Below are 23,347 nucleotides of genomic sequence, written 5' to 3' on the forward strand. Positions count from 1 at the left end.
CTGATCCCCACGCCAACGGCCGACGCGGCCAGAACCAGGAGACCCCCATGGCCACGCGCCCCGCAATCCAGCAAAATCCGGATATCCGCTATCTCGGCAAGCTGCTCGGCAACGTCATTCGCGAACATGGCGGCGAAAGGTTGTTCGAGCGCACGGAGCACATCCGCTCCGCCAGCGTGAACCGCCACCGCGGCGGCGAGCTGGTCGACATGGAGCTGGAGGATCTCAGTCTCGACGAGACGCTGTCTTTCGTGCGCGGGTTCGGGCTCTTCTCGACCCTTGCCAATTTGGCGGAGGACCGGAACGGCCTGGCGGCGGGCGACGACATGGGCTTCGCCGATGCGGTTTCGCGGCTCGAGGCTCACGGCATCGCGCGCGAGGATGTCGCCGCGATGCTGGAAGACGCCCTGATCGTTCCGGTGCTGACCGCGCATCCGACCGAGGTGCGGCGCAAGAGCGTGATCGACCACCGCGCCCGCATTGCGGAACTGATGGAACTGCGCGCCGCCGGCCAGACGCGCACGGCCGAGGGGGACGATGTCGAGGATGCCATCGTTCGGCAGATCGCCCTTCTCTGGCAGACGCGTACCCTTCGCCGCGAACGCCTTTACGTGACCGATGAGGTCGAAAACGCGCTCTCCTTCATGGAAGAGGTTTTCCTTCCGGTTCTTCCCGGCCTGTATTCGGACTGGGAAAAGGCGTTGGGGTCGAGGCCGGCCAGCTTCCTGAAGCTGGGTAGCTGGATCGGCGGCGACCGGGACGGCAATCCCAATGTCGATGCAGGCTCGCTGCGCTATGCCCAGAGCCGCGCAGTCGAAGTCGTTCTCGGGCATTATATGGACGTCGTACACGAACTGGGCGCGGAACTGTCCGTCTCCACGGAACTGGTGAATGTGGACGAGGACCTGCTGGCTCTCGCGGATGCATCGCAGGACGATTCCCCGCACCGGCAGGACGAGCCGTATCGCCGCGCCCTGATCGGGATATATGCAAGGCTCGACGCGACCTTCCGGGCCTATACCGGCAAGGTCCCGCCGCGTGCGTCCAACTTCGAAGCGGACCCGTACGAGAGCCCGAAGGACCTGAGCGCAGACCTGCGGATCGTGGCACGATCGCTTGCCGCGCTTGGCGGCGAGACGCTCGCCTCCAGCGGGGCGCTTGGCCGCCTGATCCGCGCGGTAAGGACCTTCGGTTTCCACCTGGCCGCACTCGACCTGCGACAGAACAGCGCCGTGCACGAGCGGGTGGTGGGCGAATTGCTGGAAAAGGCCGGTGTCGAGGACGATTATATCGGTCTGGACGAAGAGCGCCGGATCGAGGTGCTTCGCCGGGAACTGTCCAGCCCGCGGCCGCTCAGGCTGGCATGGGGTGCCTATTCGGACGAGACCGCCAATGAACTCGCGATCATCGACGCGGTGGCGGAAGCGCACGACCGGTTCGGGCCCGAGTGCGTGACGCAGTACATCGTCTCGATGGCGGAAACCGTGTCCGACCTGCTGGAAGTGCACCTGATCCTGCGCGAAGCGGGCCTCTATCGCGCCGGGGACCGCCCGGAATGCCCGATCATGGCGGTTCCCCTGTTCGAGACCATCGGCGACCTCGAGAATGCGCCCGGCGTGATGCGCGATTACTTCGCCCTGCCGGAAATCACCGCGCTCGCCGGCGCGCGCGGGCACCAGGAAGTCATGATCGGATATTCCGATTCCAACAAGGACGGCGGCTACCTGACATCGAGCTGGATGCTTGCCCGCGCGAGTGAGGCGCTGGCACCTGTGTTCGAGGACGCCGGCGTCACCATGCAGCTGTTCCACGGACGCGGCGGTTCTGTCGGCCGCGGTGGCGGATCAGCTTTCGAGGCGATCCGCAGCCAGCCGTCCGGAACGGTCAATGGGCGCATTCGCATCACGGAGCAGGGCGAAGTCATCGCCGCGAAGTTCGGAACGGTCGAAACGGCCCGCACGAACCTGGACGCGATGGCGACGGCCACCGTGCTGGCGACAATGGAACCCGAACGGGTGCCTCCGGCGGAGTACGAGAAATACGCCGAAGCGATGGACGGGATTTCCGCTCATGCATTCCAGGCATTTCGGGACCTGGTCTACGGCACGCCGAACTTCGTGGACGTTTTCCGGCAGATGACGCCGATTGCGGAAATCGCGACCCTGAAGATCGGTTCGCGGCCGGCTAGCCGGAAGGCGTCCAACGCCATCGAGGACCTGCGCGCCATCCCTTGGGTGTTTTCCTGGTCGCAGGCGCGGGTCATGCTGCCCGGTTGGTACGGCGTCGGACAGGCGCTGTCGGATTTCGAGGACAAGGCCCTGCTGCGCGAAATGGCGCAGAACTGGCCGTTCCTGCGCAATGCGCTGGGCAACATGGAAATGGTGCTCGCGAAATCGGACATGGCGATCGCCGCCGAATACGCGGGCCTCGTGGAAGACCGTACGCTCGGCGACGCGGTCTTCGGCCGTATTCGCGATGGCTGGCAGCTGACGCATGACGCGCTGCTGGATGCGACGGGGCAGTCGTTCCTACTGGAGAATTCGCCCACGCTCGATGAATCGATCAGGCTCCGCCTGCCCTATATCGAGCCGCTTAATCTGCTGCAGGTGGAACTGCTGAAGCGCCACCGGGCGGGCGAGCAGGACGAGCGGATCGCCGAAGGCATCAAGCTGTCGATCAACGCGATTGCCACCGCGCTTCGCAACAGCGGATAGAAGGACGCGCGATAGCGATTGTCCGGCGCGGCATCCCGGTTATAGTCAGATTGCATAATGCAACCGGACCCGGAGATGACCATGGCACTGCCCGACGCGACACGGAACTACATCGATGGACGATGGGTCGAACCCTCTGGCAGCGGGCGGCAGGACGTGGTCAATCCCGCGACCGAGGAAGTCGTCGGCCAGGTCGCGCTGAGCGATGCCGATGACGTGGCGAAGGCGGTAGCAGCGGCGCGGGCCGCCTTTCCCGCTTTTGCATCCACGCCGCTGGACGAGCGGAAGGCGATGCTGGGCCGCATCGTGGAAGGCATCAAGGCGCGGCAGGGCGATTTCGCCGATGCCATTTCCGCCGAAATGGGCGCGCCGGCTGGACTGGCGAGCGCGGCGCAGGCGCCCACCGGCATGATGCACTTCGCCACCATGCTCAAGGTGCTGGACGAGTTCGAATTCGAGGAAGTGCTCGGCACTACCAAGGTGCGCAAGGAGCCGATTGGCGTGGTGGCCATGATCACGCCGTGGAACTGGCCGTTCAACCAGATTGCTTGCAAGGTCGCCCCGGCGTTGGCGGCAGGGTGTACCATGGTGCTGAAGCCGAGCGAGTTCGCGCCGCTCGACGCGGTGGTGCTGGCCGAGATCCTCGACGAAGCAGGCGTGCCGCCCGGCGTGTTCAACCTGGTCCACGGGGACGGGGAGGGCGTGGGCGCGCCGCTGACCTCGCATCCGGACGTGGACATGGTGTCCTTCACCGGATCGACGCGCGCCGGTGTCGCGATTTCCAAGGCGGCGGCGGACACGGTCAAACGCGTGGCGCTGGAGCTGGGCGGGAAGTCCGCCAATATCGTGCTCGACGATGCGGACTTCGCGAAAGCGATCCCGGCAAGCGTCATGGGTGTAATGGTCAACAGCGGCCAGTCCTGCAACGCGCAGACCCGCCTGTTCGTACCGCGCGAGCGTTATGCCGAAACGGTCGAGCTGGCCAAAGGCGCAGCGGATGCGATGGCGCCGGGCACGCCGCGCGGGATCGGGCCGCTGGCCAATGCCAACCAGTACCGGCGCGTGCTCGGCTATATCGAGACGGGCAAGAAGGAAGGCGCGACGCTGGTGACAGGCGGCACCGACCGGCCAGAGGGGCTGGACAAGGGCTATTACGTCAGGCCGACCGTATTCGGGGACGTGACTCCCGACATGACCATCGCGCGCGAGGAGATCTTCGGGCCGGTGATCGCGATCTTCGCCTATGACGACCTGGACGAGGCGATCGAGGAGGCGAACGCCAATCCCTACGGCCTGTCCGGCGCCGTGTGGTCGGGCGATCCGGAACGGGCTTACGCGGTAGCGTCGCGGCTCAGGACCGGCATGGTCCACCTGAACGGGGCGCAGCTCGACGGGAACGCGCCCTTCGGTGGCTACAAGATGAGCGGCAACGGCCGCGAGTGGGGACGCCACGGCCTCGAGGAGTTCCTCGAGACCAAGTCCGTCTACGGCGCTGCTGCGGCCTAGGGTTCGACCACCTTTTGCTCGATGGCGCCGAAGATCGAATGGCCTTCGGCGTCGTCCATCCACACCCGGACGGTGTCGCCCGGCTGCATGAAGCGGGTCTTCGCCTCTCCGTCGTAGATCGTCTCGATCATCCGTATCTCCGCGATGCAGCTGTAGCCTGCGCCGCCTTCGGACACCGGCTTGCCCGGGCCGCCGTCGGCGCCCTTGTTGCTGATCGTGCCCGAACCGATGATGCAGCCTGCGCCCAGGTTGCGCGTCTTCGCGGCATGCGCGACCAAGTCGGCGAGGCTGAATGTCGCGTCCTGTCCGACTTCGGCGCGGCCGAAAGGCTCACCGTTGTAATCGAGCTTGAGCGGCAGCTGGATCACGCTGTCCTTCCATGCATCGCCCAGCTCGTCGGGGGTGATCGCGACAGGTGAGAACGCGCTGGCGGGCTTCGACTGGAAGAAGCCGAACCCCTTGGCAAGCTCGCCCGGGATGAGGCCGCGCAGCGAGACGTCGTTGACCAGCATCAGCAGCTTGATGTGCCCGGCGGCATCGTCCTTGGATACGCCCATCGGCACGTCGTCGGTGATGCAGGCGATCTCGCCTTCCATGTCGCAGCCCCACGACGTGTCGGCGAGCGGGATGTCCTCGCGCGGGGCGAGGAAGTCGTCGCTGCCGCCCTGGTACATCAGCGGGTCGTGGTAGAAGCTTTCCGGAACCTCGGCATCGCGCGCCTTGCGCACCAGTTCCACGTGATTGATGTAAGCCGAACCGTCGGCCCACTGGTATGCGCGGGGCAGCGGGCTTTCCGCCTCGCGCTCGTGGAATCGCTCGCACGGCACCGCCTGGTGCTCGACGTCGCGATAGAGCGCTTCCAGCTTCGGCGCGCAGTTTTCCCAGTCGTCGAGCGCCGCCTGCAGCGTGGGCGCGATGTTGTCCGCCGCGCAGTAGCGGGTGAGGTCCTTGGAAACGACGACGAGCTTGCCGTCGCGGCCATACTTGAGGGAGGCGAGTTTCATCGGGTCGCTTTCTCCGGGTTGTCCGGCTGGTTGTCGGGATGGGCGCGCCGGAACGGTTCGAGGGCGAGGCACGCCTGCTCGACCCGGACCATGCGCGGGTGATCGGTGAAGTCGAAGTCGAAGCGCCGCGCATTGTACATCTGCGGCAGCAGCACGGTTTCGAAGAAGCCGGGCGCATCGAACAGGAAGTCCCCCGTATCGCGCTGCTCCAGCCGCGTTTCCAGCGGGTCGAGCGTGCGCGCGAGCCAGTGGCGGTACCATTCGCCGATCTGCTCCTGCGACTGGCCGTACTCGCTCTTGAGGTACTTGAGGACCGGCAGGTTCAGCGGCGCGTGCAGCTCGGTCGCAATGGCATAGGCCAGTTCGCGTGCGACGTAGCGGTCGCCTGTGTCGGACGGCAGCAGGGGCCGGTCGGGGTACGCTTCGTCCAGCCATTCGATGATCGCCATGGACTGGGCGAGGTCCCCGCTGTCCGTTTCCAGCATCGGCACGCTGCCGAAGGGGTTGCGGCTGGTGAAGGCTTCGTCCTTCTGCGCGCTCTCCAGCAGGTTCACGGGGCAGTTCTCGTATTCGAGGCCCTTCAGTTCGAGCGCGCAGCGCAGGCGATAGCTGGTCGAACTGCGGTAGTATCCGTGGAGTCGCATCGTCATCCCTACGCACCTAGCCTCTCGTTCGTTCCGCCGCAAAGTCGCGCCGGGCGCAGACATGGACCGCATGGACCACGGTCCAGGAGCAAAAAAGTCCGGCCCCGATCACCCCTTATACGGCAGGTTGGGGAGGGGCAAAAACGGAGGGCATCGGCCGGACCATGGCAGGTCCGGACGATGTAGGACAGGCCTGCGTCAGAAGGCGGCGATGCCGGTGATCGCGCGGCCCAGGATCAGGGCATGGACGTCATGCGTGCCTTCATAGGTGTTGACGGTTTCCAGGTTCACCATGTGCCGGATGACCTGGTATTCGCCGCTGATGCCGTTGCCGCCGTGCATGTCGCGCGCGTGCCGCGCGATGTCGAGCGCCTTGCCGACATTGTTGCGTTTCACGATGCTGATCATTTCGGGCGCGAAGGCCCCTTCGTCCATCAGCCGCCCGACGCGCAGCGAAGCCTGGAGGCCCATCGCGATATCGGTCATCATGTCGGCCAGCTTCTTCTGGAACAGCTGCTTGGAAGCGAGCGGTACGCCGAACTGCTGCCGGTCGAGCCCGTATTGCCGCGCGGCGTGGAAGCAGAATTCCGCCGCGCCCATGCTGCCCCAGCTGATGCCGTAGCGGGCGCGGTTGAGGCAGGAGAACGGACCCTTCAGCCCGGCGACATCGGGCAGCAGCGCGTCCGCGCCGACCTTCACGTCTTCCATCACGATCATGCCGGTGGTCGACGCGCGCAGCGAGATCTTGCCTTCGATCTTGGGCGCGGACAGGCCCTTCATTCCTTTTTCGAGGACGAAGCCCTTGATCTGTCCGTCATGCGCCTCGCTCTTGGCCCAGACCACGAACACGTCGGCGAAGGGCGAGTTGCTGATCCAGGTCTTGGAGCCGTTGAGGACGTAACCGTCCCCGTCCTTCTTCGCGACCGTCTTCATGCCCGCAGGATCGGACCCGGCATCGGGCTCGGTCAGGCCGAAGCAGCCGATCAGGTCCCCGCTGGCGAGACCGGGCAGGTATTTTTTGCGCTGCTCGTCGGTGCCGAAGGCGTGGATTGGATACATGACCAGACTGGACTGGACGCTCGCCATCGACCGATAGCCGCTGTCCACCCGCTCGATCTCGCGCGCGATCAGGCCGTAGGCGACATAGCCTGCACCGGCGCCGCCATATTCGTCCGGGATGGTGGCGCCCAGAAGGCCGGCCTGTCCCATCAGCGGGAACAGTTCGGGCGCGTCCAGTTCCTTGCTGAAGGCTTCCTGCACGCGCGGCTGCAACTCGCCTTGCGCAAAGGCATGGGCCGTGTCGCGGATCATCCGTTCGTCTTCGGTCAGCTGGTCGTCCAGCCGGAAGGGATCGTCCCAGGTAAAGGCCTGCATCCCGGAGGACGAGCGGGCGGAAGAAGAGGGGGCGTGCATGGTATGCTCCTGAGCAATGTCGTGCCTGCATTCTCGCAGGCGCGGTGCGCAAGAGCAAGGCGGCTCAGTTGCGCGAAGGGTAAATGCCCGTGACGACCACGCAATATTTGAGTTTGCCCAAGATCGCGTCGTTTTCGTGCGCCCGCTTGAGGTTGGGCAGGGCGAAGGTCCGGCTCCCGTCCCCGCCATACATCGTGCCGAAAATCGAGAAGAGCGCGGTGTTTTCCGAAATCGACAGCAGGCGTCCGTCCGCCTCCAGAGTCCCGCGCGGGCAGAACGTCCCGCCGAAGGTCATGATTTCACCCAGGTAATCGCCATCTCCCGCGCGCGCCGGCGTAGCGCCGATGCTTCCCAGGACGATCGCCACGGCGCAGAGCCTTGCCAGACCAGCCATATCCGAATTCCCCCTCGTCGAACCAACCACGAAGGGCCCGCTTATCAGCCTTCAGGGCGATTTGCGATAAGGTGTTCCACCACTTCGGGATCGGCCAGCGTGCTCGTGTCGCCGAGGCTGCCGGTGTCGTTCTCCGCGATCTTGCGCAGGATGCGGCGCATGATCTTGCCGCTGCGCGTCTTGGGCAGGGCCGGGGCAAACTGGAGCACGTCCGGGGTGGCGATGGGTCCGATTTCCTTGCGCACCCACGCGATGAGTTCGGCGCGCAGATCGTCCGTGTCCTCGACGCCCGCATTGATGGTGACATAGGCGTAGATGCCCTGTCCCTTCACCTCGTGCGGCATGCCGACCACGGCGGCTTCGGCCACGCTGTCATGCTCCACGAGCGCGCTCTCGATCTCGGCGGTGCCCATTCGGTGGCCGCTGACATTGATCACGTCGTCGATCCGGCCGGTAATCCAGTAGTACCCGTCCGCGTCGCGCCGGGCGCCGTCGCCGGTGAAATACTTGCCCGGGAAGGTCGTGAAGTAGGTCTGGATGAAGCGGTCGTGATCGCCGTAGACGGTGCGCATCTGGCCGGGCCAGCTGTCCAGGATCACCAGCGGGCCTTCCGCCGCGCCGTCCTGGACCGTGCCGTCATTGTCCACGATGGCCGGCCGGACGCCGAACATGGGCAGCGACGCGCTACCGGGTTTCAAATCAGTGGCGCCGGGCAGGGGGGTGATCATCGCGCCGCCCGTTTCCGTCTGCCACCAGGTATCGACGATGGGACAGCGGCGATCGCCCACCACGCGGTGATACCAGTCCCACCCTTCGGGATTGATCGGTTCGCCCACGCTGCCCAGGATACGCAAGGATGACCTGTCGGTCTTCGTCACATGGCTGTCGCCCTCGCGCATCAGGGCGCGAAGGGCGGTGGGCGCGGCGTAGAACATCGCCACGTCGTACTTGTCGACGATGCGCCAGAAGCGGCTGTGATCGGGATAGTTGGGCACGCCTTCGAACATGACCTGCGTCGCGCCGTTCAGCATCGGCCCGTAGACGACGTAGCTGTGCCCGGTGACCCAGCCGACATCGGCCGCACACCAGTAGACCGGCATCGTCCCGTCCTCGTCCGGCTGGTAGTCGAACACGTACTGGTGCGTCATGCTGGTCCAGACGGCGTAGCCGCCGGTCGTGTGCAGGACGCCCTTGGGCTTGCCGGTCGAACCGCTGGTATAGAGGATGAACAACGGGTCTTCGGCGTCCATGACTTCCGGCTCGCAATGGTCGGACTGGTGGCTGACCGCTTCCTGCCAGCCGACGTCCCGCCCGCCCGTCATCGGCACGTCCGCGCCGGTCCGGGCCAGCACGATGACGGTATCGACATCGGCCTTTTCGCAGGCCGCATCGACATTGGCCTTGAGCGGGATGGTCTTGCCGCCGCGCAAACCCTCGTCCGCGGTGATGACGATGCGGCTCTCGCAATCGGTAATCCGCCCCGCGAGCGCGTCGGGGGAAAAGCCGGCGAATACGACCGAGTGGACCGCGCCGATCCGCGCGCAGGCGAGCATGGCGATCGCCGCTTCGGGAACCATCGGCAGGTAGATCGTGACGCGGTCGCCCTTCTTCACGCCGCGGTCCTTCAACGCATTGGCGAAGCGGCAGACATCGCGGTGCAGTTCGCGGTAGGTGATGCGACGCGCGGCGTCCTTCGGATCGTCCGGCTCCCACAGGATCGCGACCCGGTCGCCGTTCTCGATCAGGTGGCGGTCGATCGCGTTGGCGCAGATGTTGAGTTTGCCACCGGTAAACCAGCAAATGTGGAAATCGTCAGGATCGAAGCTGGCGTCCTTCACCGTGTCGAAGGGTTCGATCCAGCTTATGCGCCGCGCTTCCTCGCGCCAGAACCCGTCGGGATCTTCGATGGAGCGTTCGTATTTCTCGGCGTAACTGTCCGGACCGATCAGCGCGCGTTCGGCCCATTCGTCGGATACCGGATAGATGTTTTCGGCCATCGGACCCTCCCGTGATTTGTCGCCCCCAAGGGGCTTGTCTCGGGAAGACGTTTGGGCAGCGAATTCGGTCCGGTCAATCGGCCCGGGTGCCGGAAGGTCCGGTCAGTGCGCGGCGAGCGCCTGCTCGACGCGGGCGAGAATCTCGTTGGGCGGGCAGGGCTTTTCGCAGGCGATCGCATCGGGGAACATCGCGCGCATCTCGTCGCTGGAAACCTCGCCCGAATGGAAGATCACCGGCACGTTTTCTTCCATCAGCTTGCGCGCGAGCGGATACACCTTCCCGTCGCTCAGCTGCACGTCGAGAATGGCGAGATCGGGCTTCGCGATCTGCAGCGCGAGCATGGCGGAGGACACGTCGCGATGCGGCCCTTCGACGCGGCAACCCGCTTCCTCGACGGTCATGCACAGGTCCATGGCGATAATGGCCTCGTCCTCGGCGACGAGTATGCGCGGGTGGTCCATCGGGATGTCCTCTTCGAAAGCTCGGGGCGCGACGATTAACAAGCCCCGAAACCCGTAAAGGTTCCCTCGGCGCGCCCTAGAGCTTGCCGAACTGCGCCTCGTAACCGGCCGTGTCGTCCGCCGCGAGGAGGCGCGCCTGCGTCACCCAGTCGTCGCGCCGGATGCGGCCCTGGAAGCGGCCGAGCTGCGCGTCGATCCGGTCGATTTCGGCATCGTCCCAGGCGGCGATCTGGTCGAAGCGCGTGACGCCCAGTTCGACCAGCGTCGCCTGAAGCTTGGGGCCGAGCCCCTTGATCCGGGTGAGATCGTCGGCCGCCGCGGCGGCCTGCGGTTGCGGGGCGGTGGCTCCCGCTTGCGGCTCGGGCTGCGCTTCGGTTTCCGGCGGGTCGGCACGCTCCGCCTCGTCCTTCGCCTTGACCCGCTCGACCGCCTGTTCCTCGACCGCGGCGGCCACGGCGGTGCCGCTTCCAGCAAGTCCGAAAGCGCCGGCGGGCGGGCGCGGGGTTTCCCCGGCGGAGGGGGAATCGATCAAGGCCTGGTTGCGGGCCGTCTTCTGCGCCCCTTCGTCCAGCGCATCGCTGCGTTCGACCACCACCTTTGTCCGGCGGTTGGCGACCAGGACGAACCACGCGACCGCGATCCCGAGGATCACGGCGATGAGGATGTAGGGCCAGTTCGCTTCGACGAGTTCGATCATGTCATTCCTCGGGCTCGATAGTATCCGCGCGGCCCCATAGCACCCAGCCGATGCAGTAGCCAATCGCGTAGGCGACCAGCATGACGACGACGAGTTCGAACCAGATCGGCATCTCTATCCTCGTCTCAGCGCGGACCCGGCGTATCGACCGGGGTGGGGATCAGCGGCTGGACCGCGATCACGGAAAACTCGATCCGCCGGTTGGCGGGGTCCGTCGGGGCGAGGCCTTCGACGGGCTCGCTCGACCCTAGGCCTCGCGCACGCAACGCATCGCGCGGGATGCCCTTGGCGACCAGTGCCTCGCGCACGGCGGCGGCGCGCTGGTAGGACAGGGCCGTGTTTTCCTCGGCCGGTCCCGAATTGTCGGTATGCCCCTCGATCGCGATTTCCGCGCCGAGGCATGGACGAAGGGCGGAGGCGACTTCCTCGATCAGCTGGTCGCTGGCGGAACTGATCTCCACGCTCGATTCCTCGAAGCGGATGGTGCGCGCGTCGAGCAGCGCCTCGACGTCTTCCTGGCAGTGGAGCGGGGTGATCGGGGTCTCGCCCACCACCGCGCGCGCCGTGCCGTCCGACCAGTCGATCCCGCCAACGCCTGCGATCGCATGGACCGCGCGCGCAAATCGGGCCCGCTGCGCCTCGTTCATGTCGGCTGGCGCGGTCAGCTGGGGATGGCGGGTCGGCCACTGTCCGTCGCCAAGAGCGAAATTCGCCGTGACTCCGCTGTCGCCAAGGGCGGCCTGCGCCTCGCTCGCCAGTCGCTCGGCAAACGGGCGCGACGTGTGGGCCGACGCGATCAGGCCGCAAGCGACGCTGAGCGCCGCACCGGCAGCAACGACGAGAGGGGGGCGGACGGCCATGACCGGACCCTTAGCCACGGGTGCGCCTGCGATAAAGGGGCGCGATAAAGGCTTGGGTGCGCTTTGCGTCCGGTCAGGCGGGCGGGGCGTTCGGATCGGCGACGTTGCGGCGGAACAGCACCCGGTCTTCCTCCCCGAAGCCGCGGGTCCAGACCACGTAGCCATAGGTCGCGAGGATCGCGGGCACGCCCAGCAGCAGTTCCGCCCATTCCGGCAGAAACGTCGCGCCGTAGCCCACGAGGACGGCCGGGGCGGCGGCATAGACCAGCGCCCAGCGCCAGTTGCTGACCGGTGCCTTCAGGATGGATTTCAGCACCAGGGCCTTCACCAGGCTGGATACCGAAAGCGCCGCGAACAGGGCGAAGGCCGCGCCGCCCGCCTGGTATCCTTCGCCCAGTCCCATGGACTGCGCTCCCATGATGAGCGCGATCGTGAGGCCGGCCTGGAGCGCGATAATCCCGATGGAAATTGCCAGGTTCCGCTTGCGTGCCACATAGACCAAGACGCCCTCCGAAACGACCGCCATGGATGCGGCCACCTCCGCTGCCAGCAGGAACGCGAGCGCGCCCGTCCCGCCGACGATCTCCGGCCCGCCAAGGCCCATTACCGCTTCGCCCGGAACGCCGATGATGAGCGCGATGCCGAGCTGCACGGCGATGATCCAGAAGCCCACCTGCCGCACCTGCGCCGCGATGGCCGACATGTTGCCGGTCTTCAGGTTCTTTGTGATGACGGGGCCGAGTATCGGTTCGAAACTGGTCTTCAGCTTCTGAGGCAGGCTCGCGAGCTGCTGCGCGAAATAATAGATGCCGACCGTCGTTTCGGAGGTGAAAAGGCCGAGGATGAAGATGTCGAGCAAGCGGGTCCCGCGTTCGATCACGTCGGCCCCTACCAGCGGCAGCGTGCGGCCTGTCAGGCGCAACAAAGCCATCGGCCGCGGCCGCCAGCCCTGCGGCAGGCCGTAGGTCTTCAGGAAGGGCCAAGCCGCGGTGACCAGGCCGGCATAGATCGACAGGATGAAGGCAAGGGCGAGGCCTGCATCGCGGGTGGCCGGGATGAAGAAGAACGCCCCGGCCGCGATCGAGATGGTCCAGGGTTCGACGATGGCACGCGCGCGCACCGTGGTCGCGATGTCGAAGCGATAGGCCTGCGCCGCCAGCAGGATCTCGGTCAGCGCGAAGGCGGGTATCGTGACCAGCATCCACCAGTCGAGCGGGCTGTTGGTTCCGTTGGGGAACATGAGATCGGGCACCGCGAGCAGCGCCAAGGCGGCCGCAACCGACACGACCAGCGAGACGAGCATCCCGTCGAAGACGATGTTGGTCTCGCGCTCCGTGCCCTCGCTGATGCGCTGCGCCAGTCCGCGCTTTTCGCCCAGCGCGCAGACGAGCGAGACGATTTCCAGCAGGATGAGCGCGAAGGCGAAGCGGCCCATCTCTTCGACGCCGTAGAGGCGATACCCGATGAACAGGAAGGGGATGCGCGCCGCGAGCCGGAGCAGGAAGCCGAACGTGTTGGTCCGGCCGCCCTTCGCAAGCGCGGCGATATCGCCGCTCGGCGTCGTGTCGCTCACGCGGGACGGCTCACTGCGGCCTCTCGGATTCGGAGCGGAGCGGGCGGGTCAGCAACTCGCCCACGACGGCGTTGGCACGCGCGCCGTCGAGCAGGAGGTTGACCGATTCCACGATCGGCATCTCGATCCCGCGTTCGCGGGCGAGACGTTTCAGGACCGGCGCGGTGAAGGCGCCTTCCGCAACCGTCCGGCGGTCGGCCATGAGCGCGTCGGCGGACTGGCCTTCGCCGAGCGCCTTGCCGAGCGAGAAATTGCGGCTGGACGTGGACGTGCAGGTCAGGACGAGATCGCCCAGCCCGCACAGGCCCGCCAGCGTCTCTGTCCGCGCGCCCAGCGCATCCCCGAACCGCTGCATTTCGGCATAGCCGCGCGCGATCAGGGCGGCGCGGGCATTCTGGCCCAGCTTCAGCCCGTCGACCACGCCGCAGGCGATGGCGAGCACGTTCTTGACCGCCCCGCCAATCTCCGCACCCACGACATCGTCGGAATAATAGGGGCGGAAATGCTGGCGGGCGATGGTGCCCGAAATCCGATCCCATTGCGCGTTGCCGCCGCTGCAGGCGAGCGTCACGGCCGTGGGAAGCCCCGCCGCGACCTCGTGCGCGAATGTGGGGCCCGACAGGATGGCGATCGCGCTCTCTGGGCAGGCCTGCGCCGCGACATCGTTCATCAGCAGGCCCGTTTCCGCCTCGATTCCCTTGCTGCACAGGACGAGGTCGCGCGGGTCCTTCGAAAGCCCGCGCAGGACGGAAGACAGGTGCTGCGCGGGCGTGACGGCAAGCAGGGTAGGGCATTGCGCCAGATCGGCGAGATCGTCCGTCGCGCGGATGCTGGGTGCGAGTTCGGCGGACGGCAGGTAGATTTCATTGCGCCGGTCGCGATTGAGAGTGTCGACCAGCTCCGCCTCGCGCGCCCACAGCAGCACATCGCGCCCGTCGCTCGCCAGCATCTGGGCAAGCGCGGTGCCCCAGGCACCGGCCCCGATGACGCCGACGGCGCTCATGCCTTGTATCCCGCGCCGCGGACCGCTTCGGCTTCCGGGTCGAGCGGCCAGCGCGGCCGGGCCGAAATCTCGAGCGGGTCCGCTGCGAAACCGGGTTGCTGCAGCCTTTCGATGCCGGCCCAGGCGATCATCGCCGCATTGTCCGTGCACAGCGTCATGGGCGGCGCGACGAACCGCATGCCGCGCTCCGCAGCCAGCGATTCGAGCGATGCGCGCACGGTGCGGTTGGCAGCGACCCCGCCTGCCACCACCAGCGCGGGCACCGCCTCCATCCTGTCCAGCGCGCGTGCGAGACGGTCGATCAGGCAGGCATTCGCCGCCTGCTGAAAGCTGGCCGCGATATCGGCATCGCGATACGCGCCGCTTTCATGGGCGCGCAGGACCGCGCTCTTGAGACCGGCAAAGGAGAAATGCGGTTCCGCACTGCCCACCAGCGGACGCGGCAGGGGCACGGCATCCGGATCGCCTTCCAGCGCGAGCTTCTCCACCGCCGGGCCGCCCGGATAGCCGAGACCGAGGATCTTGGCGGTCTTGTCGAAAGCTTCGCCCAGCGCATCGTCGATCGTGGTCGCAAGCCTGCGATATTGCCCGACGCCGTCGACCCGCAGGATCTGGCAATGCCCGCCCGAAACCAGCAGCAGGGCATAGGGAAATTGGAGCTGCGCATCGGCAAGGCGCGGGCTGAGCGCGTGGCCTTCCAGATGATTGACCGCGATCAGGGGCACGTCGCTCGCCATGGCCAGCGCCTTGGCACTGACGAGGCCGACCATTACGCCGCCAATAAGGCCCGGGCCGGCAGTCGCCGCGATCGCATCGAGATCGGTGAGTTCGAGGCCGGCATCCTCCATTACCCCGCCGATCATCGGGGCGAGCCTTTCGGCATGGGCGCGGGCGGCGATTTCCGGAACCACGCCGCCATAGGGCGCGTGTTCCGCATCCTGCGACGCGATCCGCTGCGCCACGATGGTTCGGTCGTCGCGCACGATTGCGGCGGCCGTTTCGTCGCAGCTGCTTTCTATGCCCAGAACCCATCCCATCGCGCTTTTCCTTAGACCGCTGACATATTAGGGCAAGCCGCGATGGCCGAAACCGACCAACCCGTCCTGCGACTGGGCACGCGCCAGTCGCCCCTTGCCATGGCCCAGGCAGAGGAAGCGCGCAGCCGCCTGTGCGCCGCCCATGGCTGGACGCAGGACCGCGTCGAACTGGTCAAGGTGCGCGCGACCGGGGACAAGATTACCGACCGCCCGCTGGCCGATATCGGCGGCAAGGCGCTCTGGACCAAGGAACTGGACGCCTGGCTCGCCGAAGGGCGGATCGATGCGGCGGTCCATTCGATGAAGGATGTGGAAACGGTCAGGCCGGATTTCCTCGCGATTGCCGCAATCCTTCCGCGCGCGGACGTCCGCGATGTCCTGATCGGCGCGGAATCGGTGGACGACGTGCCCGAAGGCGCGCGCGTCGGCACCAGCGCCCCGCGCCGCGCGGCGCAGTTCCTGCACCACCGGCCGGACTGCACCATCGTGACCTTTCGCGGAAACGTGGCGACGCGCCTGGCGCGGCTTGCGGCGAACGAGGCGGACGTAACGTTTCTCGCCGCCGCCGGGCTCGAACGGCTGGGCGAGACCGGCATCGGCACCCTGCTCGATCCCGCAGACTGGCTGCCCGCCCCGGCGCAAGGTGCGATCGGGCTGGAATGCCGCGAGGACGATGCGCGGGTGCGGACGCTGCTGTCGGCCATCGACGACTCGCCCAGCCGCGCGGCGGTGATGGCGGAGCGGGCGCTGCTCTACGGCCTAGGCGGAACCTGCCACAGCCCGATCGCCGCGTATTCTTGCCACGACGGAAGCGATATCGTGCTGACCGCCGCGCTTTTCAGCGGGGACGGGATCGACCGGGTGCAGGACCGGCTGCGGGTCCCTGCGCGATCGCCGGACGATGCACGCGCGCTCGCCGAAACGCTTCTGGGGCAGGCGTCGGACGCGATCCGCCGACTGTTCGAACCTGCGTGACGATGATCCTTGCCATCAGGCCGGATCCGGGGCTCGAGAACACCCTATCCTTGGGACGAGAACTTGGCTTGCCAATAAACGGCGCTCCGCTGTTCGATGTGGTTCCGGTGCCGTGGGAGGCGCCCGATCCCGGAGCATTCGACGGACTGCTGATCGGCAGCGCCAACGTCTTTCGCAAAGGGGGTGATGCCTTGCACCGCCTTCGGGAGCTGCCGGTGCTAGCCGTGGGAGCGACCACTGCGGACTGCGCACGAGACGCCGGCTTCGTAGTGGCGCGGGTCGGTACCGGTGGCTTGCAAACCGTCCTGTCGCAGGTCGAAGGGCCCGCCCGCCTGCTACGGCTCTGCGGAGAAGACCGGGTCGCCCTGACCCCGCCGGAAGACGTGCGGATCGAGGAACGGGTGGTGTACCGGGTGGAGGCGCGGCCTTTCCCGAAAGCACTGATGCAGGACCTCCGGTCGGGTGCGATCGTCCTCCTCCACTCCGCGGCAGCCGCGCGCCATTTCGCGGCCGAGTGCGACCGCCGCGGTATCGCGCGTCAAGGCATCGCGATCGCTGCGCTCGGGCCCCGCATTGCGGAGGCTGCCGGGTCGGGCTGGCGGAAGCTCGCATGGCCCGAAACGCCCGACGATCCGGCGCTGCTGGCCTTGGTCGGAGACATGTGGCAGGAGCTGGGCCCATGAGCGAAACCGTCGACAGCGCGAAGCTGGAACAGCGCCTGCGCGAACGCGCTGCGCGCCGGGAAGCCTCGGGCGGCAGCATGCAGGTCTATCTCGGCATCGCCCTCAGCGCGTTCCTGCTGGGCGGCCTCGTCATCGGCTATTTCGCATGGCAGGACGGCACGTTCCTCTCGCGCGAAGCGGAAACAGTGCCGGACCGCGTCGGTCCCGAAAACCCGGGGGCCGCACTGGTCCCCACGCTGCCATCGCCGACGCGGACCGCCGCCGACCCCGAGGAAGAGCCCGCCGAAGCGGTCGAACGTGTGGAGGAACAGCAGGGCGGTATCGAACAGCGGCTCGCCGCGGCAGAGCAGCGCCTTTCCCGGCTGGACCTGCAGACGCAGGCCGCATCGGGCAATGCCGCGCGGGCGGAGGGCCTGCTGATCGCGTTCGCTGCCCGCCGCGCGCTGGAGAGGGGCGCGCGCCTCGGTTTCCTGGCGGAGCAGCTGCAATTGCGCTTCGGCGACGCGAACCCGCAGGCGGTCGAAACGATCATCGCCAATTCGCGGCGCCCCGTCACGATCGACCAGCTGATCGCGCGGCTCGACGGGCTGGCCCCGGAACTGCGCAACGCCAGCAACGAGCCGACCTTCGAGCGGCTGCAGCGCGAGTTCGGCGAACTATTCGTGATCCGACGCCAGAGCGCCCCGTCGCCGCAGCCCGAACGGCGGCTGGAGCGGGCGCGGCTGTTCCTGGAAACGCGCCGCGTGGGGCCGGCGATCAGCGAGGTCGAACAATTGCCGGGCGCGCAGGTCGCGGAAAACTGGATTGCCGATGCACGGCGTTACGCCGCGACCATGCGAGCGCTAGACCTCTTGGAAACGACCGCCGTACTCGAACCGCGGCGCCTGCGCGATCGCACCGGCCAGCCCATCGAACAGCCCAGCCCATTGGAGCAGCTGGACCTCGACACCTCTCAGGAATAGGACTTAAGGAGCGAGGGTCGCTCCCCGCTGACGCCGCGGGCCTCGTCCATGAACCAGTCCTTCAGAGCGGGCAACCGCTCAACGCCTGCCATGCCGAACCGGCGCACGGCCGATGCGGCGCGGCCCGGCAGGCCGAAGAGCCGGGTGAGGCCGTCGGTCGCCAGCGCCACCGAAAAGGCGTCGAGACCGCGCCAGTCCTCGTAACGCTTGAGCATTTGCGCGTCGCCGGGTTCGAGCCCGAGCCGCATGCCGTCCGCGATCACTTCGACCAGTGCGCCAACGTCCCGCAGGCCCAGATTGAGGCCCTGGCCCGCAATCGGATGGATTCCGTGCGCCGCATCTCCCACCAGCGCCAACCGGTCGGCGGTGATGCGTGCGGTGTGATGGAAGCCGAGCGGGAAGGAAGCGCGCGGTCCGACCGAAGTCAGTTCACCGAACATCCCCTCCATCCGCTTCGCCGCCTCGGCAAGGAAGGCGCGGTCGGACAGCTTCAGCGTCCCGGCGGCATCGTCTTCGTCGACCGTCCAGACCAGCGCGCTGCGATGGAATCCGTCCTCGTCGTCGAGCAGGGGCAGGAGCGCGAAGGGGCCGGCGGGATAGAAGATTTCCCAAGCGACGTTTCCGTGCGGTTTTTCGTGCGCCAGCCCTGCAATGATCGCGCGGTGCCGGTAATCCCATTTCGCGATGGCCAGCCCGGCGCTCTCGCGCGTCGGCGAGCCCCGGCCTTCCGCCGCGACCATCAGGCTCGCCTCGAGCGCGTTTCCATCCGCCAGGACGACCGATACGCCATGCTCCCCGCGGTGGCGCTCGACGATTTCGGCCTGCGAATGCCATGCGATCAGCGGCTGTTCACGCGCCGCGTCGAATAGGGCGAGGCGCAAGGTGCGATTGGCGAACATCCGGCCGAGCGTGTCGTCGGCGGAATCGGGCTGGAAATCGATCCGTCCCGGCTTCATCTGGTCTGTGACCGCGATGGACGCGATCGGGCATCCGTGCGGTTCGAGTGCTGGCGCGAGGCCGATATTGGTGAAGAGGTTCCAGCTGGCCGTCGAAATGGCTGACGCACGTCCATCGAAGCCTTCGGCGGTCAGGGCCGCCGGATCCGCGCGGTCCACGACGTGGGAGGAAATGCCCTTCTTCGCGGCGGCGAGGGCCAGTGTCATGCCCACCAGACCGCCGCCCAGTATCAGGAGATCGCGTCTGTCGTTCATGCAAGCCCTGTCCTGTCAGCCTCGTTGCGCGGAAACTGGCCACGCAGTAGAGGGCCGGACGTGACCGGTGCAAGCATAATGGCGCGCTTCTTCATCCTGCTGGCCATGTTCGCATTGGCGGTGGGCCACGCCGGCGCGCAGACGGCTCAGCCACAGCAGGCGCGCTTCGGCTCGGAGAACATCGATGTCGAGCTGTATGCGGACGGCTCGCCAATTCCCGGTCAGGACTGGATGCTGGCGCTGCATTTCACGCCGCGATCCGGGGAATGGCACGGTTACTGGTCCAATCCCGGCGATGCGGGGAAGGGGCTGGCGCTCGACTGGAACCTTCCCGATGGCTGGGAAGCGCAGGAGCCCCTCTATCCGGTGCCGCAGCGGCTGCTGATCGCAGGCCTGATGAACCACATCTACGAAGGCGAATACACGGTCCTCGTGCCCATCAGCGTGCCGGCTGATGCGGTGCCGGGGGAAAGCCCCGGCGTGGGGGTGGTGGCACAATACCTCGCCTGTACCGACGAAATCTGCGTGCCGCAGGATGCGGCGCTGCGGCTCGGATCGGGACAGGCGAAAGGCGATCCTCGCTTCGCGCAATGGCGTGCCGCCATCGCTCCGGCCCTCGATAGCGAGGCCGGGTATTCCATTGCCGGCCAACGCCTCCGCCTCGCAATACCGCTGCCGTCCGGCCTGCGCCTCGGTGATCCGCACCTGTTCCTCGCGACAGGCGACCTCGGTGACGGCCTGCGTCCGCGCTATGCGGCGGAGCAGGCTTTCCTGCGCGATGGCGATGTCCTGCGGGTCGAACTGCCCCTGCAGGATCTCGGTACGGGCGGCGAAACCGAAGGCCCGGAAACGGTCGATGGGATCCTTGCCTTCGGTGATGGAACGGGAGTGCGTTTTTCGGCCGTTCCGCGCGATGTGGTCTGGTCGGGATCGCCCCTGCAATCACAGAACTCTCCCGGCTTCATTTTCCTTATCCTCGCCGCGATCGCGGGCGGGTTGCTGCTCAACGTCATGCCGTGCGTATTCCCGATCCTCAGCCTCAAGGCGCTGAGCCTGGCGCGCAGCGGAACCGGCGCTGCCGAAGCGCGGCGCGAAGGGCTGGCCTATAGCGCGGGGGTCGTCCTTGCCTGCATGGCGCTCGGCGGGCTCATGCTGACCCTGCGCGCTGCCGGGGAACAGGTAGGCTGGGCATTCCAGTTGCAGGAGCCGTGGGTCGTCGCATCGCTGCTGCTGCTTGCCACGGCGATCACGGCCAACCTGGCCGGACTGTTCGAACTTCCGTCCGTCTCGCTCATCAGAAGCGGCGAGCCGCTGGGCGCTTTCATGACCGGCCTGCTGGCCGCGGTGGCGGCCACGCCGTGCACCGGACCCTTCATGGCGGCGGCGCTGGGCGCGGCGTTGCTGCTCCCCGCTGGACAGGCGCTGGCGCTGTTTGCCGCGCTCGGCTTCGGGCTGGCGCTGCCGTTCCTCCTCGTCGGCTTCGTCCCGGCGGTACGCAATCGCCTTCCCAAACCGGGACCGTGGATGAACGGGTTCCGGCGCATTCTCGCCGTACCCATGGGACTGACGGCGCTCGCGCTCGCATGGCTGGGCTGGCAGGTCGGCGGTCCGGCATTCGGGGCCGCTGCCCTGGCGTTCGCGGTCCTCGCTGCGCTCGCGCTCGCCTTTGCCGGCCTGCGTCAGCGCCGGACGCGCGGAACCGGGCCAGTTTTCGCCGGTCTGGCCGCAGGCACGCTGGTCGGGGTGGTCGCCGTTTCGGGACTAGCGAGCACCGAGTCTGCGGCTGCCGTCGACTCCATTCTGGACGCCGAACCCTTCAGCGCGGCCGCTCTCGACGAAGCGCGGTCCAGCGGTCGGCCCGTCTTCGTCTGGATGACGGCTGACTGGTGCGTCACCTGCAAGGTCAACGAACGGGTGGCGATCGAACGCGAGGTGACGCGCGAGGCGTTCGCCGCCTCGAACGTGATCGTCTTGCGCGGCGACTGGACCCGGAGCGATCCGGAAATAACGCGATACCTTGGGGAGCAGGGCGTGGCAGGGATACCGTTCTACGCCTGGTACGAAGCCGGGGCCGCGCGGCCCGAACAGTTGCCGCAGGTCCTGACCCCCGATGCGCTGATCAGCCGCGCTGCCGGCGACAGGCCGCGATCAGGCGGGCGGGCAGCGGGCTCGGATTGATCCGCACGGTCCCGGCTCCCGGGACGGTCGCTTCTATCGCGTTCTGGCCGGTAAGCACGTCCAGCTCCGGCATCCCGGCTGCGAACGTACCGGCCCAGACATGCGCATCCCCGGTCGGCACGGCCTCCACCGGCAATCGCTCCATGTGGCCATTCCCGATCAGCGCCACGATGGCCGATGCTCCGGCATCGGCCGGGGCGATGCGGATCAGTACGACGGCATTTGCGTTGTCCCGTTGTTCGCATTCCAGCGCCATCAGCGCGCGTTCGTTCGCATTGCCGTAGACGATACGACCCGGCTGCTGCGTCCGTGCCCAGAACGCATCCTCGCTGTCGGGGGATGCGAGCGGCTCGGAAGGGGCGGACCGCGTGGGTGCGGGGCGGCCGCGCTCGGCGTAGGTGTCGCTGGCGGGCGGCTGGCAGGCGGCCAGCCCGCCCAGCGCGGCGAGGGCGGCAAACCGCCTCATCGATCGGAGATAAAGGCGCGCAGGTCGCGGCTCAACTTCGCGCGGTCCTCGTCCCGGATATACATCATGTGACCCGCATCGTAATATGCGAAGGTCAGCCGGTCCTGCGGAATGCCGAACCGGTTCAGCGAATATTCCGCCCCGAAGAACGGTGTCGCAAAATCGTACCAACCCTGGCCGTTGAAGACCCGCAGTTGCGAGTTCTGGCGCATGGCACGCCCGATGAGCGGGGCGACGTTGAGATAGGCGTTGCGGCCCCATCCTCCGCCAAGCGACCAGTCCCAGTTCGCGCCCGGCTCGGTCCCGATCGAATTGTAGGCGCGGTCGGTCTCGAAACCGAGCGTTTCGCGGGCCCATTCATTGATGGCCGCGGTGTAGCCCGCGTCGATCCCGTAGAAGCTGGGATCAGCATCGGGTGTCTCGCCCGCATTGTCGAAATCCGTGCCGGTGTAGCGGGAATCGAGGCGACCGATGGTGAGACCCCGGTCGCGCAGCAATTCCTTGTAGAAACGCTGGTCGGTAACGCGCAAATTCGCCCGGTCGAGATACTCTTCCGACAGCCCGGTCAGCCGCGACAGTTCGGCGCGCACACTGGCGCGTTCCGCCGGCGGCAGGTCCTGTCCCTTGAGCAGTGCAGTCGCGAACGGCCCGATCGCAAATTGGCGCGCTTCCTCTGCGATCGCCTCGGCCGACGGTGCCTGGACCTTGCCGTGATAGTACGCCGCGGTCGCCATGTTGGGCAGGATCATGACATAGGCCATTTCGTTGCCCGGCGTCGGCTCGCGGGCGGCGAAATCGAGGATCGTCGAGATCAGGATCAGTCCGTTCAGGCCCACATCGTTATAGGTGGCGCCTTCCAGTTCGTCGGCGACCATGGCAGTGCGGGTGGTGCCATAGCTTTCTCCGCCGAGATATTTGGGGCTGGACCAGCGGCCATTGTCGTTGATCCAGCGGCGGATGACTTCCGCAACGGCGCGCGCATCCTGCCGCAGGCCATAATATTTCTTCGGATCGGTCCCTTCGGTGAGGTAGCTGAAGCCGGTGCCGGGCGGGTCGATGAAGACGAGGTCCGCGACGTCGAGCAGGCTGTCCGGGTTGTCGAGTAGCGGATAGGGCGGGGCGCCATCGTCGCGCGCGTCCGACGGAATGTCCACGCGCTTGGGCCCGAAGGCGCCCATCTGCAGCCAGACCGAACCCGATCCGGGTCCTCCATTGTAGATAAAGAAGACCGGGCGCGACGTATCGCGCGGCGTGCGGACATAGGACGTCGTGACGATTACCGCTTCCGGCTTGCCGTCGTCAGACGTCAGAATCGTCTCGCCGATGGTCGCGCGGTAATTCATCCGCTGGCCGCCGAAAGTTCCGGAAAGGTCGCGCGTCCTGACCTGCGGTTCGATGGTCGAGCGTGCGTCCGTGGACGGGTCCGCGTTCTGGGCGAGGGCCGGCGCGGCAGGCAGCGAAAGGACGAGCGCCGTGGCGGTGCAAGCCAGTAAGTTGAAATGCTTCACGATGTCTCCCGGCGAATTCCAGCCCGCGCTATGCGAAGCGAGGCGGGGCGCGTCAATGTC

At 67.0% G+C, this 23,347-nt stretch carries 20 protein-coding genes; 6 read left to right on the plus strand and 14 right to left on the minus strand.

Annotated elements, in window-relative coordinates:
* The first annotated feature begins 47 nt into the window (after window positions 1-47).
* A complete protein-coding gene (gene ppc, locus AB1K63_RS00570) occupies window positions 48-2,714 on the plus strand; it encodes a phosphoenolpyruvate carboxylase (protein WP_366957941.1) in 2,667 nt (888 codons plus the stop codon).
* Window positions 2,715-2,795: 81 nt separating this feature from the next.
* Window positions 2,796-4,220: an aldehyde dehydrogenase family protein gene (locus AB1K63_RS00575; RefSeq protein ID WP_366957942.1), complete on the plus strand. Its 1,425-nt coding sequence runs from the start codon at window positions 2,796-2,798 to the stop codon at window positions 4,218-4,220.
* On the opposite strand, the gene AB1K63_RS00580 is transcribed toward AB1K63_RS00575, so the two are convergent.
* From AB1K63_RS00580 to tsaD, 11 genes are all read right to left on the minus strand, one after another.
* Window positions 4,217-5,224 carry a fumarylacetoacetate hydrolase family protein gene (locus AB1K63_RS00580; RefSeq protein WP_366957943.1) on the minus strand — a complete coding sequence of 336 codons (1,008 nt, stop codon included), beginning with the start codon at window positions 5,222-5,224 and terminating at the stop codon, window positions 4,217-4,219. The genes AB1K63_RS00575 and AB1K63_RS00580 overlap by 4 nt on opposite strands.
* The gene (gene maiA / locus AB1K63_RS00585) at window positions 5,221-5,868 is read right to left on the minus strand and encodes a maleylacetoacetate isomerase (RefSeq protein ID WP_366960618.1); all 648 of its coding nucleotides are present in this window, start codon (window positions 5,866-5,868) and stop codon (window positions 5,221-5,223) included. The genes AB1K63_RS00580 and maiA overlap by 4 nt, the downstream gene beginning before the upstream one ends.
* 198 nt (window positions 5,869-6,066) lie before the next feature.
* Window positions 6,067-7,281, minus strand: a complete 1,215-nt coding sequence (locus AB1K63_RS00590; RefSeq protein WP_366957944.1) for an acyl-CoA dehydrogenase — start codon at window positions 7,279-7,281, stop codon at window positions 6,067-6,069.
* A 64-nt stretch (window positions 7,282-7,345) separates the two neighbouring features.
* The gene (locus AB1K63_RS00595) at window positions 7,346-7,675 is read right to left on the minus strand and encodes a tail fiber protein (RefSeq protein WP_366957946.1); all 330 of its coding nucleotides are present in this window, start codon (window positions 7,673-7,675) and stop codon (window positions 7,346-7,348) included.
* Between the two features lie 44 nt (window positions 7,676-7,719).
* Window positions 7,720-9,672, minus strand: coding sequence for an acetate--CoA ligase (acs, locus tag AB1K63_RS00600; protein ID WP_366957947.1), 1,953 nt, complete (start codon window positions 9,670-9,672; stop codon window positions 7,720-7,722).
* Between the two features lie 102 nt (window positions 9,673-9,774).
* Window positions 9,775-10,134, minus strand: coding sequence for a response regulator (locus tag AB1K63_RS00605; RefSeq protein WP_366957948.1), 360 nt, complete (start codon window positions 10,132-10,134; stop codon window positions 9,775-9,777).
* A gap of 76 nt (window positions 10,135-10,210) precedes the next feature.
* Window positions 10,211-10,831 carry a hypothetical protein gene (locus AB1K63_RS00610; protein WP_366957949.1) on the minus strand — a complete coding sequence of 207 codons (621 nt, stop codon included), beginning with the start codon at window positions 10,829-10,831 and terminating at the stop codon, window positions 10,211-10,213.
* A gap of 125 nt (window positions 10,832-10,956) precedes the next feature.
* Entirely contained in the window at window positions 10,957-11,691 is a 735-nt protein-coding gene (locus AB1K63_RS00615; protein WP_366957950.1) for an OmpA family protein, read from the minus strand.
* 73 nt (window positions 11,692-11,764) lie between these two features.
* Window positions 11,765-13,264 (minus strand): lipopolysaccharide biosynthesis protein, encoded by a 1,500-nt coding sequence (locus tag AB1K63_RS00620; protein WP_366957951.1) that lies wholly within the window; start codon window positions 13,262-13,264, stop codon window positions 11,765-11,767.
* Window positions 13,265-13,274: 10 nt separating this feature from the next.
* Window positions 13,275-14,267, minus strand: coding sequence for an NAD(P)H-dependent glycerol-3-phosphate dehydrogenase (locus AB1K63_RS00625; protein ID WP_366957952.1), 993 nt, complete (start codon window positions 14,265-14,267; stop codon window positions 13,275-13,277).
* Entirely contained in the window at window positions 14,264-15,304 is a 1,041-nt protein-coding gene (gene tsaD / locus AB1K63_RS00630; protein WP_366957953.1) for a tRNA (adenosine(37)-N6)-threonylcarbamoyltransferase complex transferase subunit TsaD, read from the minus strand. Before tsaD ends, AB1K63_RS00625 begins: the two co-directional genes overlap by 4 nt.
* 42 nt (window positions 15,305-15,346) lie before the next feature.
* On the opposite strand from tsaD, the gene hemC reads away from it, so the two are divergent.
* The 3 genes from hemC to AB1K63_RS00645 all read left to right on the plus strand — a co-directional run bounded on the left by hemC (window position 15,347) and on the right by AB1K63_RS00645 (window position 17,924).
* Entirely contained in the window at window positions 15,347-16,279 is a 933-nt protein-coding gene (gene hemC / locus AB1K63_RS00635; RefSeq protein WP_366957954.1) for a hydroxymethylbilane synthase, read from the plus strand.
* 68 nt (window positions 16,280-16,347) lie between these two features.
* Complete coding sequence (locus AB1K63_RS00640; protein WP_366957956.1) at window positions 16,348-16,962, plus strand: uroporphyrinogen-III synthase; 615 nt, start codon at window positions 16,348-16,350, stop codon at window positions 16,960-16,962.
* A complete protein-coding gene (locus AB1K63_RS00645; RefSeq protein ID WP_366957957.1) occupies window positions 16,959-17,924 on the plus strand; it encodes a hypothetical protein in 966 nt (321 codons plus the stop codon). Before AB1K63_RS00640 ends, AB1K63_RS00645 begins: the two co-directional genes overlap by 4 nt.
* On the opposite strand, the gene AB1K63_RS00650 is transcribed toward AB1K63_RS00645, so the two are convergent.
* Window positions 17,915-19,135 (minus strand): FAD-dependent monooxygenase, encoded by a 1,221-nt coding sequence (locus tag AB1K63_RS00650; protein ID WP_366957958.1) that lies wholly within the window; start codon window positions 19,133-19,135, stop codon window positions 17,915-17,917. The two genes, AB1K63_RS00645 and AB1K63_RS00650, sit on opposite strands and share 10 nt — an antisense overlap.
* Window positions 19,136-19,195: 60 nt before the next feature.
* Between AB1K63_RS00650 and AB1K63_RS00655 the strand changes: the two genes are divergently transcribed.
* Entirely contained in the window at window positions 19,196-21,313 is a 2,118-nt protein-coding gene (locus AB1K63_RS00655; RefSeq protein ID WP_366957959.1) for a thioredoxin family protein, read from the plus strand.
* Here the strand turns inward: AB1K63_RS00655 and AB1K63_RS00660 are convergent.
* Window positions 21,255-21,779 (minus strand): hypothetical protein, encoded by a 525-nt coding sequence (locus tag AB1K63_RS00660; RefSeq protein WP_366957960.1) that lies wholly within the window; start codon window positions 21,777-21,779, stop codon window positions 21,255-21,257. The genes AB1K63_RS00655 and AB1K63_RS00660 overlap by 59 nt on opposite strands.
* Complete coding sequence (locus AB1K63_RS00665; protein ID WP_366957961.1) at window positions 21,776-23,287, minus strand: peptidase S10; 1,512 nt, start codon at window positions 23,285-23,287, stop codon at window positions 21,776-21,778. Before AB1K63_RS00665 ends, AB1K63_RS00660 begins: the two co-directional genes overlap by 4 nt.
* Window positions 23,288-23,347 lie beyond the last annotated feature (60 nt).

Origin of the sequence: Qipengyuania sp. JC766, from assembly GCF_040717445.1 — a bacterium.
GTDB lineage: Bacteria > Pseudomonadota > Alphaproteobacteria > Sphingomonadales > Sphingomonadaceae > JC766.

Coding starts and splice junctions, on each gene's coding strand:
- AB1K63_RS00650 (WP_366957958.1), bottom strand. CDS start 19,135: ATGAACGACAGACGCGATCTCCTGATACTGGGCGGCGGTCTGGTGGGC.
- AB1K63_RS00575 (WP_366957942.1), top strand. CDS start 2,796: ATGGCACTGCCCGACGCGACACGGAACTACATCGATGGACGATGGGTC.
- ppc (WP_366957941.1), top strand. CDS start 48: ATGGCCACGCGCCCCGCAATCCAGCAAAATCCGGATATCCGCTATCTC.
- AB1K63_RS00660 (WP_366957960.1), bottom strand. CDS start 21,779: ATGAGGCGGTTTGCCGCCCTCGCCGCGCTGGGCGGGCTGGCCGCCTGC.
- AB1K63_RS00615 (WP_366957950.1), bottom strand. CDS start 11,691: ATGGCCGTCCGCCCCCCTCTCGTCGTTGCTGCCGGTGCGGCGCTCAGC.
- hemC (WP_366957954.1), top strand. CDS start 15,347: ATGGCCGAAACCGACCAACCCGTCCTGCGACTGGGCACGCGCCAGTCG.
- AB1K63_RS00610 (WP_366957949.1), bottom strand. CDS start 10,831: ATGATCGAACTCGTCGAAGCGAACTGGCCCTACATCCTCATCGCCGTG.
- tsaD (WP_366957953.1), bottom strand. CDS start 15,304: ATGGGATGGGTTCTGGGCATAGAAAGCAGCTGCGACGAAACGGCCGCC.
- AB1K63_RS00645 (WP_366957957.1), top strand. CDS start 16,959: ATGAGCGAAACCGTCGACAGCGCGAAGCTGGAACAGCGCCTGCGCGAA.
- acs (WP_366957947.1), bottom strand. CDS start 9,672: ATGGCCGAAAACATCTATCCGGTATCCGACGAATGGGCCGAACGCGCG.
- maiA (WP_366960618.1), bottom strand. CDS start 5,868: ATGCGACTCCACGGATACTACCGCAGTTCGACCAGCTATCGCCTGCGC.
- AB1K63_RS00625 (WP_366957952.1), bottom strand. CDS start 14,267: ATGAGCGCCGTCGGCGTCATCGGGGCCGGTGCCTGGGGCACCGCGCTT.
- AB1K63_RS00605 (WP_366957948.1), bottom strand. CDS start 10,134: ATGGACCACCCGCGCATACTCGTCGCCGAGGACGAGGCCATTATCGCC.
- AB1K63_RS00580 (WP_366957943.1), bottom strand. CDS start 5,224: ATGAAACTCGCCTCCCTCAAGTATGGCCGCGACGGCAAGCTCGTCGTC.
- AB1K63_RS00595 (WP_366957946.1), bottom strand. CDS start 7,675: ATGGCTGGTCTGGCAAGGCTCTGCGCCGTGGCGATCGTCCTGGGAAGC.
- AB1K63_RS00590 (WP_366957944.1), bottom strand. CDS start 7,281: ATGCACGCCCCCTCTTCTTCCGCCCGCTCGTCCTCCGGGATGCAGGCC.